The organism is Paenibacillus sp. JNUCC 35, from assembly GCF_058269095.1.
The window spans coordinates 3,033,686-3,048,779 of record NZ_CM177771.1 but is presented as its reverse complement, the minus strand read 5'-3'; the positions used below and the strand labels follow the sequence as shown (position 1 = coordinate 3,048,779).

The following is a 15,094-nucleotide window of genomic DNA, read 5'->3' as shown; positions in this document are numbered from 1 at the left end:
AAAAGCCGCAATTACGCGACTTTTAAGTATCCTATATGTTGACATTGCTACTGGTACGTCCATTAGGCACTATCCAATCGCCTCCATTGGTATGTTAACAGAAGCCATGGCATTTTTCTTTTGCTCATCATTTACATGCGTATAGAGCGCGGTGGTTTCAATTGATGAATGTCCCATAAGCTCCTTCACGATTCGAATATCATGGCCTTTTTTTAGCATCATTGTTGCAAAAGAGTGCCGCAGCTTATGGCAGGATAAATTCATGTCCGTTACCTTTGGATTTTTCTCCTTAAAAGCTGAAAAAGTTTGGTTAGCGATCTTCTGGATCTGTCTGATCGAGAGTCGTCTTCCCTTTTGTGATACAAAGAAGGCGTCTTCTTTTTTGCTATAAGGAGTAAGCCGTTCCTCCAAGACTTTACTTAAATAGTCATTTAGCATATCGGGAAGCGGGATTTCATTCCACTTCCTTCCCTTACCAAACACTTCGATAGTTCCTTTTGCCTTTTTGAAGTTTAAGAGGTTCAATCGGTGCACTTCACCTACTCGTAATCCGCAATAACCCATTAGCAGGAATATGGCTATATTTCGATTCCGATACCTTCCGTTGATATACTCCAGGCTTTGTATCAGCTCTTCTTCTTCGAGATATATTGGCTTCTTATTTTTCTCGGTCTTGGATTTTCTCACTTCTAACGCGGGATTCTTCGTTGCCAACTCGAAGTCGATCAAAGCGCTATAAAAGGATCTTATTGCTGAAAGTGACCGATTTCTGGTAGACTCACCGGCCGTTTTTTGCTTGGAAACAAGAAAGCTGATAACGCCTATCTTGCCCGCTTCTTCAATTGAACTTCCTTCTAAGGATTGAAGATAGCTCAGCACTTCTCTGATATACTCTTTTTGCGTTGCTACGGTATATCCGGAATGTTTCATCCATAATGAAAATGCGCGGATCTGCTCCGCATATCTCTCTTTGATTTCATCGCTATACATCTAGGTGCGTTCTCCCTCCATCAACAAGTGCTCACCGGTACATCTGGATTGTTTCTAAATGTCAGACTGAAAAGAACCCCTGTTCTTGGTCGCAAATAAAAATAAAAATCGATTTAAAAGGAAAGTGCGCCAAATATGTATTTGGCGCACTTATTATAACACATCCTCACCTTAGTTGGGCCCTTCAAGTAGTGGTTTATTTATTAAACCCTTCTACTTGAAGAGGAGCATATCAAAATCGGTAGCCTGTTCCGTAATTTATAATTGCGAGGTTGCGAACTTCACCTCCGGAAAGCGGCTATCCGGTCCTTTCATTAAGATTCCGCCTTGATTTTTCAGATACATATCGAAGAAATCCAGCATATAGGCATTGATAACGGAGTTCGTTCTTTCGGGCGCAATCTTTCCTGTAATGCCCAGCATTTTGAAAATCGGAGAAATGAACTGTACGTCGGCAAAATTCAAATGTTCCGTATTTTCGATATAGAGGAATTGCCCCCCTGAAGCAACCGTTTCGCGCATCCGTTCAAGCTCCAACTTTTTGTCTTCCGTTACTTGATCCATCCACTCTCTTGTGTTGCCCATACGTTTAAGCTCTGCCTCCGTGTAGGCGTGGTTATCCATCACCATCTTTAATCTTTCGAATTCGCTTTCCGAGTTCATGAATAAAAACGGCTTTCGCAGACCCTCTCTGTCACGCAGTCGATAAAGCCCTCCATCCAAGTCTATTCCAACCGCGATTCGCGGATCGTAAGAAGCGTCATAGGCCGTCGCTCCGCCGATGGAATGACCAAACACCCCGACATGACCGAGATCCATCCTCCCTTTTAGATGACTTGGAATCTGCCCCGATTGGATGAGCTCGAATTGGTCCAACGTAAACGCCACATCGTCGGTTAAAACTTTTCCCAACTTGTCGCGATTTCCGCTTTCCGTCCGGTAATCATGGTCGGGGGAGAATAAGTCGTTGGTTTTGATGGTCGTGATTCGACCGTCCGGAAACTCGGTTGCAAATGTATTGTAGGTGTGGTCGATCACTGCCACGATATATCCGTGACTCGCGAGATTTTCGGCTTGCGACGTGTGGAGGAACCTGGAAGAGCCGAAGCCGGGATTCGCAAGGATCAACGGGTATGAAGTCTGTGCCGAAGAGACTTCGGCCCCCGAATAAGCATGACTGGATACATACTTCAGGTGTTGAAAAGTAAACCCGGGAAGGCCATAGTTCGCGGCCATATAACGTAAAATCCGGGTATCGGGAATAAGGGGAGCGTACTTGCCGGTGCCAGCTTGAGCCGGATACCATACCTGAACCATCAATTCTCTCTTACTATCTTTAGCCTCGTCGAAAATCTCTTCCCTATTTGTATCCACGAAATGAAAAGATTGCGTTCCTACCTTAAATTCGCCTGACGGTTCAGGTAGTTTAAATACAGGAAAAGCATACATGAGACCCGCTGTTACGACCAGCATTATCGCTATAGCGGTATAAGCTGAACCCAACATGAATCGTGGGATTTTTTTTTGGCCAGTTTTTTTAAAATAGTTATAACCTGAAATGGCTAAAAAAATGATCGTTATGCAATATGGAAAAAATAGCTGAACTCTGTATCCTTCCACCGTCCAATGAATGACCAGTAAAAGTGTGGCGATCCCGCTTGCAACGAATACCGGAATTCTACGCCGTCTTTTTTTTAATAGGACTGTTAATGTAAACAAGCCGATATTTGACAAAAAAAGCAGCAGTTCAAACAGCCTCATCTCGATTCTCCTTTTGAAAAATTTGTATTTTCGTTTGTTCCAATCTTATCCTGCCAGGCTGGTCTAAGCTATCGATTTGCCTTACATCTACCTTACAATTTTGTAATTCGATCTTGCGGTATTCGATCCCGAGCTCCGCCAGCGTTTGTGATGCCGATCCGGATCGTTTCGACTGGCAATACTCTGCAAAATCCCACGATGATCAAGCGTACGCAAAACCTCCCTGACGCCCGGACGCAGCGTAACCTCCCCGTCTTCAGACAATGTTCCCTGCCATAATGTATCATCAAGATCCCATATCAAGCATTTAATCATGTTCTTTCTCCCCTGCTGCATCGTATTCGCTATATTCCATCGTCAGATAAGTCGGCATAAAGCTATATTTTTTATACAGGGGCCGTATGATCATCTTTGTCATTCCTTTCTTGAGATACTTGTTTTTTGGCCACCATATCGAATGTATCATTGCCGCAGCCTGTACATCCTTCATTCTTAAGCTGTTCGATGGTTGCAAACTCCCCATGGATGCCGACATACACTTCTCTTGAGCACTGCTTGCAGCGGTAAGTACGCAAAGTTTGTTTCACTTCACCTGTGTACAAGGCGTCCGTGAAAGTCTCCGAGTATTCGGGTTTCGTCTGATCCGTTCTCCGCAGAATAAACATTTGGCTACGGTTGGCGATCATTTCTGCGCCTTCGTAGGCGTTGAATTGCGGGAAATTAGCACTGACCGTCAGCCCCATGCGGACAAATTCCCGCTGCATGGCAAGCATAAAGGCAGGCGATTTATGGGCAAAAGAGAGAAATATCGGCAGTCCCTTCTCCCTTTTCAATGCTTGGATACCGCGCGATACGAACAGCCCCATTCCCTGAAGCGTATATGGGGGATCCGTAAAGAAACAATCAAACCGCTCGTGCAGGTTTTCCGGTAGTGGCTCCCTCAAATCAAGCCGGTGGCACCCAATCGGTAATCCCCGCTCCTTCGCAATCGTTTCAATATATCTTAGGAATCTTTCGTCAATATCCAGAACATCCACATGCGTAACGGTGTGCCCGCCATCTGGAAACAACCGCTGCAGCAGCAGACCAATAGACACACTTACCAGATCATCATCGCCGACGCATAAAATCTTCTTTCCGATCAACGCATGCTGCTTCAAACAAAGAATAGCCCGGCGTAAGCTTGTTTCCGGCGTGCATTTGGACTGATCGATCTGAACATCAACAGACGGCCGCAGCGCAAAAAGTTCCTCCAATATAGCCAAGATATCTTTAAGACTCTCCATCCATTTTGTCTCATCAAGCAGATCGTAATAAAGGGAATGATCCAAACCGCCGTATCCCCATTCCCGCTCAATCCATCCGAGTCCGTCTGCAGTACAGCGGACACCACGATCCTGCACGAGCGCCCCCGCTTTAATCAATTCCCGTTTAATTGCCGCAGCGACAGGGGTCGGAAGCAGCGTTTTGCGTGCCAACTCTTTCGTTGAAATCCCCGGGTTCAAGTAACATTCGAGTAACAACTGCTCGATCACCTGCGTCCCTTCTTGCAGCCGGGTATTCTGACTTGCTTGTTCAATATACGTCTTCACACAAACCCTCCTAAAAAATGTAATTATTTCGTTTTGAAAACACAAAAAGGGCAGGAATGAACATACGTCATCCCTGCCCTTTTTGGACACTGCCTAAATAAACACCGCGAAAAGCAAAAAAATCCGAGCTGAAAACAGCACGGATTGTGGGTGCGTAAAAATAGGCAGCACTAAGGCCTAGATTAATATCCGTTGTTCTTAACTAATTCCGAAGCCTTCAAAATACCCATAACGAAACAAACCATGCTTTTTCAGCAATTGGTCTTTGGGACTGTTGAAAACTTCAAGTATGGAATTTGATTAGTTAAGAACTACCGCCGACATCAACATCTCTCCTTAGTAATAATTAGATTATATTACCACACAGGATAGTTATAGTCAAGTTGACCGGAGTGGGCTTGATCGGGTGGACTTCCCTTAGTGGCCACGAACTGCTTGATCAGTTCGTTCAGTGGTTCGGAGGCTTTCGTAGGAATCCGGTGATCGACTTTTTTAATGAAAACCAGTTCACTTTTCGGCAATCGTTGATGCAACATTTTGGCATAAGGATGAAAGTGCTTGTCTTTTTCCCCGTAAACGAGCAGGACGGGAAGATAGATTTCCTGAAGCTGCGATGTACAGTTGTACTTCAAGCTGTTCTGGTAATACTGTTCCGCATTTTTGGCATTTCCTTTTTTCGCATCGTTGAATAATTCCCGAAACAAAGATAGATCTTTAGCTTGCGACCAGGCATTGGAAAATGCGATCGTGCCGACTGCTCCGATTTTGGAGAAAGCAACACCCAAAGATATTTTGTTTCTTAACCAGCTTTCGTTCACTTCCGACATTCCACCGATGACGATGCCTCCCCATGCCCGATCGGGATGAGTCAAGAGAAACTCAAGCACTATCGAACCCCCAGTAGAATATCCGCACAAGAAAAATTTATCGATGCTCAACCGGTCCATCAACTGTTTAATATCCTCAACGATTAAAGGATAAGTAACCGTTTGTTTGGAAGGCTGACTCTTACCGTGTCCTCTGATGTCAAAAGCAATGGTTCGAAAATGAGGCGATAGCCCTTGAATTTGGTATGTAAAATTTAAGCTTGTAAGAACCGGAGGATGAATGAAGAGGATGGCGGTTCCTTTTCCTTGATCGATATAATGCATTGAGTATCCGTTTATGTTTGCAGTAGTCATCGTCACACTCTACCTCTCTTTACAGTGATATGGTTTCACTGAAAAAAATAAACAATCGAATATACTCCCCGTTGTCATACCATTTCATAAACCTATTACATAAACGTTTTTTTCTTGCATAAACATGGTTCCATAACGATAACGGTTGCGTTAGGCTTTAAAATTCTTTGAAATTCCTTCATATAACTTGATATTTCGTCCGAAGATTAAAGGATGAAACATGGAACAATTCGCCCCAGTACCTGAGCCGAAATCTAATACAGTATGGCCATCAAATGTAAAATGGGAATTCACCATCTTTCGATTTTAGTCACGAAAAATAATTTAACCTATAAGGTTGAAAAACATTCATACAAGTCAAACCGACGATGCGCTGAACCAGAACCTAAGGGGTTGGATCAGACTCTGACAAGTTTAACTTCTAAGACCGGCCTGGCCAAAATAAAGAATGCGGGGCTGGTCAGCCTGTTGAGAAACCCTCAATAGGCTATTTCTTATTTATCCATTCACCGCATTAATCTTAAACATGACAGTGGTTGCATGCTTCGCTCTCACAGTCGCGCTTTAGGATACAAGTTCTTGTCCAATCGGAAAACGATACATGTTCTTGTCTTTGACTTGGGACAAGAACATGTATCGTTAAAATAAAAAAAGCCGCAACGATGCGACTCCTTTACGATATATGTTCTTGTCCTCCGACAACCCGTCACGGCATAAGTGTCATTTTGCCCTATTATCGATTAAATGTCTTCTCATAAGACATCACTCCTCTCATTTCTAATCCCACAAATATCCGACTAATAAATATAATTTGCAAACCTAAGTTGGGTTCATTCATTTATAAACTTCTCAAAGTCGTTTCTTAGCCAGTGCTGATTCTGGTATGCAATATACTGCTCCATTATTTTGTATTAATAGCTGATAAGTAAAATGCAGCCCGCATCCTAACGGATACGCGCTGCATTTTACTTATAAACTCATGTAGTCGGTTCTCTGAAGCCCTGTTTAACCAAATTCCGGCTATGAAATTTTGGAGGCACCGTCGCCGGGATGAGCCTTCGTTCACCGGGACTGTCGCGGCTGGAGGTCGTGAATAAAATTCTCGGCCAGCTCCCGCGGGACAAGTTGAGCGGGATCGCGTCCGCTCAAGATCCAGTAGAAGCTCGGTCCAATCAGCAAGGCAGTGGCTTGGTCGAGCGGGACTGGCAGCGTATCCTTCCCGAGCGCGCGCTCGATCACGACACGAGCGCTATCGCCGAGCGGGTCTTTCGCGGAGAGCAGCTCCGCCACGACGGAGTCATGCTGCGCTTCACCGAGGAGTGCCCGATAGGCGGCACCGGCCAGTGAGTGCGCGAGGAAGCGTAGAAGTGCTTCCAGGTAGGCCGTGATGTCGTCCAAAGGATCTCCTGAGAGACTAATCGCAAGCTCCTCCTCCGCATCGGCTGCGCTGGCCTCAAACAGGATCTCCGCTTTGTGTGACCACCATCGATACACGGTCTGCCTGGACACTCCGGCCCTATCGGAGATGCCCTTCATCGTCATTGCCGCATACCCGACCTCGAACAAGAGGTCGTCAACTGCATTTAGAATAGCCGTCCTCGCTTGCTCGTTTCGGGGACGACCGACGGGATTGTGTTCTTTATCCATATCTCAATTATACAAGGGGACGTTGCTCCTTGTCCATTTTCTGATTATATGTGGCTAACCCAAACCCGTCGCCTTCACCTCGTATGCGGCCCTGTTCGCGGGGGCTGTAAGCCCTCTTGTCGCTAAGACGGCATTCACCCACGACTTGTTTTAAAAAAAATACTGGACACCATGCACCGTTTATAGTAAATTAAGTTACACACTGTCTCGTAAATAAAGGGGACGGATGTCGTCTCGTATTCTGAGGATGCGAGTAACCGCAAAAAATATGCCGTAGCCCACAGAAGGGCTGCAAGGAGGTAACATGAATGAATGTATTTGTCACTGGAGCAACAGGGTGGATTGGATCGGCCACCGTAGATGAGCTGCTGAAAGCTGGACACAAGGTCGTCGGGTTGGTCCGTTCGGACGTTTCTGCTGCGTCGCTCGAGGCGAAAGGCGCGAAGGTTCTGCGCGGGGATCTCGATGATCTCGACTCCCTCCGCCGCGGGGCTACCGAGGCGGAGGGAGTCGTTCACCTGGCGAACAAGCACGACTTTGCAAATCCGGCGGAGTCTGACCGTGCTGAGCGGACTGCAGTCGAAACCCTTGCCGAGGCGCTAGTCGGTACCAACCGGCCTTTCATGGTCGCGACTGGAATGTCCGGTCTGTATCAGGGGCGGCCGATACTGGAGACGGACCCGTCGCCTGACGTGAGCCCGGACTCTCATCGAGGCGGCGCTGAGAACCTCGCTCTCGACTACGTCGGTCGCGGAGTACGGACTATCATCATCCGGTTCGCACCGACGGTTCACGGGGCCGGAGACTGGGGCTTTGTCAAATTCCTGGTGAGCGCTGCACGCAAGCATGGCGTGTCCGGATACATCGATGACGGTTCCCACGCATGGTCCGCGGTGCACCGTTCCGATGCCGCCAAGCTCATCCGGCTTGGACTCGAGAAGGCGCAGGCCGGATCACGCCTGCATGCCGTTGCAGAGGAAACCATCTCCACCCGGGCGATCGCCGAAGCCATCGGACGCGCCCTCGATATCCCGGTGGCGACGATCACGCCGGAGGATGCAGTTGCGCACTTCGGTTTTGTCGGCAGATTCTTCAAACTATCCATGAACGGCTCCAGCGAACGCACCCGTGAACTGCTCGAATGGACGCCCGCCGGGCCGACTCTAATTGATGACATCTTGGCCGGTGCGTACAAGGAAGCCGGGAAATAATGTGCGCCCCACAGACGATGGCCCCTGCTGCCCTGAACCCGTCACGGCAGCAGGGCCTGGTTCTGGCTTGCGTGTGCGCGTGTACCATCTTGGTCGTGGACCTTGTCGCCGCCATCAATTTGGCGGTTCCGAAGCCCCTGCCTCCTTCACCACCGGAGCCATTCCCACGCTGCAGGTTCGAAGCGTAGTCACGCTCATCGCAGGTTTCCTCATCTTAGCGGCAGTATTCCAGACGCGCCGACGGGAGCGGAGCTCAACCACTGTGGACTCGGGGGACCCCGATTGATAAGAAAGTTCAGCCCCTTCCGCCATAACGACGGAGGGGACTTTTGCGTTCTCCAAGCAAAAGCCCCCTCTAGGGAGGCTTTTGAAAAAAGTTTCATAAAAATACAATAAACAAGTATTTGGATTTGACAAATCGATGACGTCCTGTATCTCCGCCGCGCCTCTTACCTCCTCACCGCTAGTAGTACTCTCTTCTGGTCACAGCTAGGGTTGCTTTCATAACAATGCATTGAGAATATCTTCAATTGCGGTTAACGATATATGTTCTTGTCCTAATACGGCAAACGATATAAGTTCTTGTCATCCGACATTTGCCGTATGCGCCGAAATTCGGATGACAAGTCTTTCAGATTCTCGATCGATTTTGTCTCATTAAGCAGATCGTGATAAAGGGAATGATTCAAGCCTGCGTATCCCCATTCCCGCTCAATCCATGCGAGTCCGTCCGCTGTACAGCGGACGCCGCGCTCAAAAGTTCATCAAGGAGTTTAATCATATCTTTTGCCTGATTTTCATCAGTAAAACAATTAGTATTCATCTGGATCAGACCAAATTTTAATCAAACTGGGCGAATCCGATACCTTCATTTTCTCAAGCGTAATCGTTTTACCTCCACTATATTTTACTGTCTGGTTCCGTAGCTGCTATTTTCTGCAGGCTCAATACTTAAATTACTAGAGAGATTGTGCATCCCCCATTTGCACATAGCCTCCAGAATTGGCATCAAGGTTCTGCCCCTTGGAGTTAAAGAATATTCCACCTTAGGAGGTGTTTGTCGGTATTCTTTCCGATTGACAATATTGCTTTCTTCTAGCTCCTTCAACTGGGAGCTCAGGACCTTGTGAGTAATGTCTGGAATGCGCCGCTTGAGCTCACCGTAGCGTATAACCTCTTGGCAGGTTAATTGATACATGATTTTCATTTTCCATTTGCCGCCAATCATGGTTAAAGTATAGTCAAACGGAGTCAGGCTATTCTGTTTTTTCGTAGATTCGGTCTGTTTCATCATCAAGTTCCCTTCCCTTAAAGTAAGTACACACTTTAAAGTGCATACTATTTTTTTTGAGGATATGTGTTAGTATGAGTTCCAAGTGCAAGCAGTTAACTTCTCTCTGGTTAACAGTTTAAACCGAAACTGCCGCCGGAGAAAGTAATGAAAGGATAATAATTATGCCAAGTTATGATGCAATCGAGTTTAATACGAGCGATTTAAGTGAGCATGAAATGTATAAATTGATGATCGGTTCAGTTGTACCGAGACCCATTGCGTGGGTTTCGTCCAAAAGCAAGGAAGGCGTATTAAATTTGGCTCCCTTTAGTTTTTTTACTGTTGCTTCCCGTAACCCACCAACACTGCTGATTTCCATCGGCCCGGGCGTAGGCGAACGAGACGGTACGGTCAAGGATACGCTGACCAATATTCGTGAGCTCGGAGAGTATGTTATTAATATGGTTTCCGAGCCTCTAGGCGAAGCGATGCAGCGTTCGTCCGCTAATGTCGGGCCGTTAAAGAATGAGTTTGAACTTGCAGGAGTCACGCCCAAGCCCTGTAAGTGCGTCAATGTACCAGCGGTACTTGAAGCCCCGATCGCTTTCGAGCTAAAACTCGATCGAATTATACCCGTCGGTGGAGATCATCTGGTTCTTGGAATCATAGAGCACGTGCAAATGGACTCCGCTTCGTATGCGGGAAATTATAAAACAGTAGTGGATAAATGGAAGCCATTGGCAAGCTTAGCCGGTGACTATGCCGGACTGACATCTACATTTTCATTTATAAATGTAACTGATAAGAATATTTAGCGATGCAAATGTCATCTTCGTCATGACAAATCTTTCTCCATTTCAAATTGCTCGATGTGTTTCTTTTTTCCTCCAGAACACAGAACTGAAGAACCGCTCCATTAGCCGATTTCACTACAGCGTATTCCACAGATCAGGTTGTCTTCCCTTATCGTAATCACATCGTATAAATGCGGGTTTCGTGAAATTGCGTGAGCTGGCTGTATTCCATTCCCCTTACAGTGTAACTACAAATACAAGGGCGTTTCTGCGGACTTCACCGGTTCCCGCAAGTCACCTGCGTTACTGCCTGGACGTCGCGTTTTCTACGCTTAACTCACATCGTTCTCTTTGCGTCTTGAGAAAGATCCTCAATTATGGGAAACAATATAGGTTCTTGTCACTGACTTGTGACAAGAACCTATATCGTTAAAGTAAAAAAAGCCGCTGCTACGCGACTTTTAAGCATATATGCTCTTGTCTCACAAATTATGTTCCGGGGGCTCCCCGTTTCATCGGGTTGGACTGGGTCATCCGTTACCCGTTTATCATGGAAGATTGATTATTAAAGCGGGACGCACGCCGTCACGAGGCAAATCCCAATGGACATTTAAAAAGATGACCCTGATTAATACAGAGCCACCTCTTATTATCTATAGACGCTTTCTTAATTTGTACAAAAAAAGTTTCCATTTTGTCTTACCCGTTTTTGTAATCCATAATGCGGTAATACATCTTTTTATCCTTCAGTTTAAGGAAATGGGAACTTGCCGGATAAAGATTAGCTTCAATAATTCCGATACGTCCTTTCCGGTTTATTCCGATGTCCAGTCCATATATACGGTGTCCCGGAAAAAATGCGCTTAATCTCTTCGCGGAACGTATGGAAACACGATCAATATGGGACTCTAACGCACTGGCGGACAGGTGCCGAACGGAAGATCGTCTAATCCCGGATTTAAAACGGTGCAATGTCCCCTTACTCCGTGTATGGTTGGAAACGATATAACCTTTACCTGCAACTTTGATAACCTTTCCTGTGACTACCCATGAAGATGAGTAAATTCTCCGTTGAATGATGACTCTCATATCAAAGGGGCGTTTGTGGATGGTCGGACGGGTAATTCTGCGTTGAACCATATAACTGGCGTTCCCGATTTTTCTTCTAATATAACGATACGTTTTGGTTCTACCCCGAATTATAATTTTTCTATTCTCGTAATGTACGGCGTACTTATGTCTTCCTTTCCAGGAGACTTGAATGATACCCCGTCCGCGGCTCCCCCACACCGGCTTCAAGATAACATGCGTGTACTTGGAGAGAAGTTTCGAAAAATTATGCCGGTTCAGGAGCCTCGTCTTGGGTACGTATCGCTTTAGAGATGCATACCTTCTCAATATCAAATATTTGTACCACTTATTTCTTGTTGTCGATCCCATAGGACTCCACCTTTCTCATCCAGATTTTATGCTGCTGAGATAGCGTTCAAGCAATTCCAAAAATAACTCCATTTCCTTATACGTTATATCACCTATATTGGCGATCCGGAACGTATTTAGTTTCTCAAGTTTGCCGGGATAAATCATAATGCCTTTGCTGTAAAAATAATCATGCATAGATTGAAAGTCGTAGCCCGCACATTGAGGTTCGAGAATGGAAGTAAGAATTTTGGAATGATGCTCTTCGGGGACGATATAGGTTAGACCCAATCGGGCTAACCCGTTAATTAAGGTTTTCCAGGATGTCGCGTACCTTTCGTACCTTTTATCCACTCCCTCCTGCTTTAATTCCTCAATCGCTTGTCTAAGCGCATATAAGGTTTGGACTGGAGGAGTAAACCGCATCTGCCCATGTTCCACAAAATAGTTGTATTGAGCATACAAATTCAAATAATAGCTTCTTGGTTTCTGGCCTTTCAAATTCTCCAATTTATTTTTTTCGGCTATCACGAACGAAACCCCGGCCATTCCCTGTAAGTTTTTGTTGGAGCTTGCCGCCAGGTAGGCAATGTTCATTTCCTTCAATTGAATCGGAATGGCCGCAAATGAGCTCATGGCATCTACAATCATGTCGATTTGATACCTTTTGCATAATGCTCCGATATCCTTTATCTTGTTAAGCAGACCCGTTGTCGTCTCATGATGTACGACGGCCAGATGGGAGACGGTGCGTTTGGAGGATTGGATATACCTTTCTAAATCAGCCAAATCAATAGCATCATCGGGAGGACTATTGAATTCAAGATAGTTCACTCCATAAACTTTCGCTATCTCGCACATCCGTTTTCCATAGGCTCCATTGCTAACAATGACCACCGTATCGTGATTCGGGACCGAACTGATGATGGATTCTACCGCTGCAGTACCCGATCCGCCAAACAATATGGTCGCATAATGATCCGGGTCTGCAACCAGCCGGGTAAGTTCTGTAGAAATATACTCCATAATTTGCCCAAACTCGGCTTCGCGAGGACAAATATCCGGAACCACTTGTGCCCGTTTCACACTTTCTGTAGTCGTTGCCGGACCAGGGGTAAGCAAGATGTTTTTCTTGACGGAGGAACTCATGAACCGCCCACTTCCTTGTCCTTCAAAGGATCGTTATGAATAAAACGCTGCAGACGTTCTTTTACTTCGTGAGGCTTCATATGCGGGCGAGCAAGCTGATCCTTGGAACTTTTGGATATTCTCAGGAGCACGAACGTAAGTCCTCTATTCACTTTCCATTCTTGTAAAAAAGCTTGTAGTTCCTCGAGACTGTGAACATGAATCGACTTCATATACCCGCAGGAAGCGGCAATATCTATAAAATTAATACCATGGGATACCGTACTTTGCCCGCCTGTTGATTCATGGGCGTTATTATCGAGCAGAATATGAACCATGTTGCCTGGTTGATAATACCCGTTGGTTGCCAGGCTCCCCATACGCATCAACAGAGAACCGTCTCCGTCAATGACGAAAATATCTTTGCTTGGTTGGCTCAAAGCCAATCCGAGTCCCAAGGAACCGATGCATCCCATAGAACCTACCATATACAGGTTGTTATCCGCATCTTCGATTTCATACAGTTCGCGTCCGGTTTTACCCGTTGTCGCGAGCTGTATAGTATTGCCGTCTTTCATGGAGTTAATCGCAGATAATGCCTCATACCGCGTAGGCATTTGATGATCCGCATGAGCATGCTGACGGATCTGATTTAAATGAATGGAGGTTTGCTGATTTCGCAGTTGCACTTTGTCGAAAGTGCCTTTCTTAACGACAAAAAAGAACGGGCGATTTCGGGCAATGTGCTCGTCAGCCTGAATCAGCTGCTTTTTTGCCTCCTCTAAATCTTTGGAGAGATACTGCCATTCCACCTCCATCAAATCCAGCATTTGCGTTGTAATCTGGCCCATTAGTTCATGCTGAGGCTCATCAGGTATGCCCGGCTCTCCGCGCAGGCTGACAAATCCGAGCAGCGGAATACGAAAAGGGTAATTAAGGGAGGTCAATGGCGAAACAGCGTTGGTTAGTCCTGAATTTTGCATAAGGACTACTGACTTCTTCCCCCCTACATAAGCTCCCGATGCAATAGCGACCGCATCTCCTTCGTTAGCCGCTGCCACATAATCGCATTCGTTTATGGCATAATTGATCAAGTTTTTTAAAAAGGAACAAGGAACACCGCTGAAAAAGGTATATCCTAATTTTTTCAACTCTTCTCCTAACAATTTCGTGTCCATTATGCACGCTCACCCGAATCCGGTTCTGACGACGGAAGGTATTGCTGTTCCGCAGCTTCCAGCTCTTCGGCCCCTTGAAGTCTGAATACTTCTTCCAGGGTTGCGACGTCTTTTTCGACATGAACTAGGCTTTGATCTTGATAAATTCGGTCAGATAAGTGTTTCATTGCTTGAATGGATGCCCTCAGATTATGGTTTGCCCAGATCACAAGGCTAATCCCCATCTCCTGAAACCTCACGGTTGGGGTCGTATAGTATTTGGTAGGCACGATCACTACCGGCAATCTTCCGGCCCATTCCTTCATGAACGCTTCAATCTCTGCGACATCCGATCTTTTGCTGTGTATAAATACGGCATCGGCTCCTGCCTTCCGGTACGCCTCCGCCCGCTGCAGCGCCACTTTAAGCCCTTTCCCCGTAATAAATGCCTCTACTCTGGCCACCACCGTAAAGTCCTCGTCCGTTTGGGTATCTTTCATCGCTTTAATTTTTCCGGAAAACTCTTCGATATCAGCCAAAGACTGCTCTTGACCGTTAATAAAAGAATTCGTTTTGGGGAACTGCTTATCTTCAATGCATACTCCCGCAATATGGCGCTGTTCCAGTTTTTTCACTAGCCGTCTTGCATTATTAAAGTTGCCGTACCCCGTATCTCCGTCCAGCAAAATCGGGATGGAGGTAGCATCACTCATGAATTCCAAAACATCCAAAACTTGCGTCCAGGAGGCCTCATTGTTGTCCCTTACTCCCATCGCTGCAGAGATGGATAACCCGCTGGCCCAGATTCCTTTAAACCCAGTCTCCTCCACTATTTTGGCCGACAGACCATTATGGGCTTCCATAATAAACTCCGGTTTTTGTGAATGGATCAAGTCTCTAAACTGCTTTGTTTTTTTCATTGAAATGCTCTCCTTCTCCCC

13 protein-coding genes are annotated in these 15,094 nt (G+C 46.1%); 2 read left to right on the top strand and 11 right to left on the bottom strand.

Annotated features, from left to right (window positions below):
• Window positions 1-69 precede the first annotated feature (69 nt).
• The 6 genes from AC2TF6_RS13850 to AC2TF6_RS13825 all read right to left on the bottom strand — a co-directional run bounded on the left by AC2TF6_RS13850 (window position 70) and on the right by AC2TF6_RS13825 (window position 6,922).
• Window positions 70-990, bottom strand: a complete 921-nt coding sequence (locus AC2TF6_RS13850; protein ID WP_491311514.1) for a tyrosine-type recombinase/integrase — start codon at window positions 988-990, stop codon at window positions 70-72.
• Between the two features lie 258 nt (window positions 991-1,248).
• Window positions 1,249-2,751: an alpha/beta hydrolase family protein gene (locus AC2TF6_RS13845; protein WP_491311513.1), complete on the bottom strand. Its 1,503-nt coding sequence runs from the start codon at window positions 2,749-2,751 to the stop codon at window positions 1,249-1,251.
• Between the two features lie 87 nt (window positions 2,752-2,838).
• Window positions 2,839-3,066 (bottom strand): HAD-IIIC family phosphatase, encoded by a 228-nt coding sequence (locus AC2TF6_RS13840; RefSeq protein ID WP_491311512.1) that lies wholly within the window; start codon window positions 3,064-3,066, stop codon window positions 2,839-2,841.
• A gap of 71 nt (window positions 3,067-3,137) precedes the next feature.
• On the bottom strand, window positions 3,138-4,343 hold the full coding sequence (locus tag AC2TF6_RS13835) for a bis-aminopropyl spermidine synthase family protein (protein ID WP_491311653.1): 1,206 nt from the start codon (window positions 4,341-4,343) through the stop codon (window positions 3,138-3,140).
• Window positions 4,344-4,699: 356 nt separating this feature from the next.
• Complete coding sequence (locus AC2TF6_RS13830; protein WP_491311652.1) at window positions 4,700-5,524, bottom strand: alpha/beta fold hydrolase; 825 nt, start codon at window positions 5,522-5,524, stop codon at window positions 4,700-4,702.
• Window positions 5,525-6,586: 1,062 nt separating this feature from the next.
• Complete coding sequence (locus tag AC2TF6_RS13825; RefSeq protein ID WP_491311651.1) at window positions 6,587-6,922, bottom strand: TetR-like C-terminal domain-containing protein; 336 nt, start codon at window positions 6,920-6,922, stop codon at window positions 6,587-6,589.
• A gap of 557 nt (window positions 6,923-7,479) precedes the next feature.
• Here AC2TF6_RS13825 and AC2TF6_RS13820 point away from each other — a divergent pair.
• Window positions 7,480-8,382 (top strand): SDR family oxidoreductase, encoded by a 903-nt coding sequence (locus AC2TF6_RS13820; protein ID WP_491311511.1) that lies wholly within the window; start codon window positions 7,480-7,482, stop codon window positions 8,380-8,382.
• A 907-nt stretch (window positions 8,383-9,289) separates the two neighbouring features.
• Here the strand turns inward: AC2TF6_RS13820 and AC2TF6_RS13815 are convergent.
• Window positions 9,290-9,676: a winged helix-turn-helix transcriptional regulator gene (locus AC2TF6_RS13815; RefSeq protein ID WP_491311510.1), complete on the bottom strand. Its 387-nt coding sequence runs from the start codon at window positions 9,674-9,676 to the stop codon at window positions 9,290-9,292.
• 161 nt (window positions 9,677-9,837) lie between these two features.
• On the opposite strand from AC2TF6_RS13815, the gene AC2TF6_RS13810 reads away from it, so the two are divergent.
• Entirely contained in the window at window positions 9,838-10,470 is a 633-nt protein-coding gene (locus AC2TF6_RS13810; RefSeq protein WP_491311509.1) for a flavin reductase family protein, read from the top strand.
• 678 nt (window positions 10,471-11,148) lie between these two features.
• On the opposite strand, the gene AC2TF6_RS13805 is transcribed toward AC2TF6_RS13810, so the two are convergent.
• The 4 genes from AC2TF6_RS13805 to aepX are packed head-to-tail and all read right to left on the bottom strand — an operon-like array spanning window position 11,149 to window position 15,073.
• Complete coding sequence (locus AC2TF6_RS13805; protein WP_491311508.1) at window positions 11,149-11,889, bottom strand: YheC/YheD family protein; 741 nt, start codon at window positions 11,887-11,889, stop codon at window positions 11,149-11,151.
• A 15-nt stretch (window positions 11,890-11,904) separates the two neighbouring features.
• On the bottom strand, window positions 11,905-13,017 hold the full coding sequence (locus AC2TF6_RS13800; protein ID WP_491311507.1) for a 2-aminoethylphosphonate aminotransferase: 1,113 nt from the start codon (window positions 13,015-13,017) through the stop codon (window positions 11,905-11,907).
• A complete protein-coding gene (aepY, locus tag AC2TF6_RS13795; RefSeq protein ID WP_491311506.1) occupies window positions 13,014-14,174 on the bottom strand; it encodes a phosphonopyruvate decarboxylase in 1,161 nt (386 codons plus the stop codon). Before aepY ends, AC2TF6_RS13800 begins: the two co-directional genes overlap by 4 nt.
• Window positions 14,174-15,073, bottom strand: a complete 900-nt coding sequence (gene aepX / locus AC2TF6_RS13790) for a phosphoenolpyruvate mutase (protein WP_491311505.1) — start codon at window positions 15,071-15,073, stop codon at window positions 14,174-14,176. The genes aepY and aepX overlap by 1 nt, the downstream gene beginning before the upstream one ends.
• Window positions 15,074-15,094: the final 21 nt, after the last annotated feature.

Excerpts from the sequence above, each read along its gene's own strand:
- AC2TF6_RS13805 (WP_491311508.1), bottom strand. The coding sequence starts at position 11,889 with ATGGGATCGACAACAAGAAATAAGTGGTACAAATATTTGATATTGAGA.
- AC2TF6_RS13800 (WP_491311507.1), bottom strand. The coding sequence starts at position 13,017 with ATGAGTTCCTCCGTCAAGAAAAACATCTTGCTTACCCCTGGTCCGGCA.
- AC2TF6_RS13850 (WP_491311514.1), bottom strand. The coding sequence starts at position 990 with ATGTATAGCGATGAAATCAAAGAGAGATATGCGGAGCAGATCCGCGCA.
- AC2TF6_RS13845 (WP_491311513.1), bottom strand. The coding sequence starts at position 2,751 with ATGAGGCTGTTTGAACTGCTGCTTTTTTTGTCAAATATCGGCTTGTTT.
- AC2TF6_RS13810 (WP_491311509.1), top strand. The coding sequence starts at position 9,838 with ATGCCAAGTTATGATGCAATCGAGTTTAATACGAGCGATTTAAGTGAG.
- AC2TF6_RS13820 (WP_491311511.1), top strand. The coding sequence starts at position 7,480 with ATGAATGTATTTGTCACTGGAGCAACAGGGTGGATTGGATCGGCCACC.
- AC2TF6_RS13815 (WP_491311510.1), bottom strand. The coding sequence starts at position 9,676 with ATGATGAAACAGACCGAATCTACGAAAAAACAGAATAGCCTGACTCCG.
- aepX (WP_491311505.1), bottom strand. The coding sequence starts at position 15,073 with ATGAAAAAAACAAAGCAGTTTAGAGACTTGATCCATTCACAAAAACCG.
- AC2TF6_RS13840 (WP_491311512.1), bottom strand. The coding sequence starts at position 3,066 with ATGATTAAATGCTTGATATGGGATCTTGATGATACATTATGGCAGGGA.
- aepY (WP_491311506.1), bottom strand. The coding sequence starts at position 14,174 with ATGGACACGAAATTGTTAGGAGAAGAGTTGAAAAAATTAGGATATACC.
- AC2TF6_RS13830 (WP_491311652.1), bottom strand. The coding sequence starts at position 5,524 with ATGACTACTGCAAACATAAACGGATACTCAATGCATTATATCGATCAA.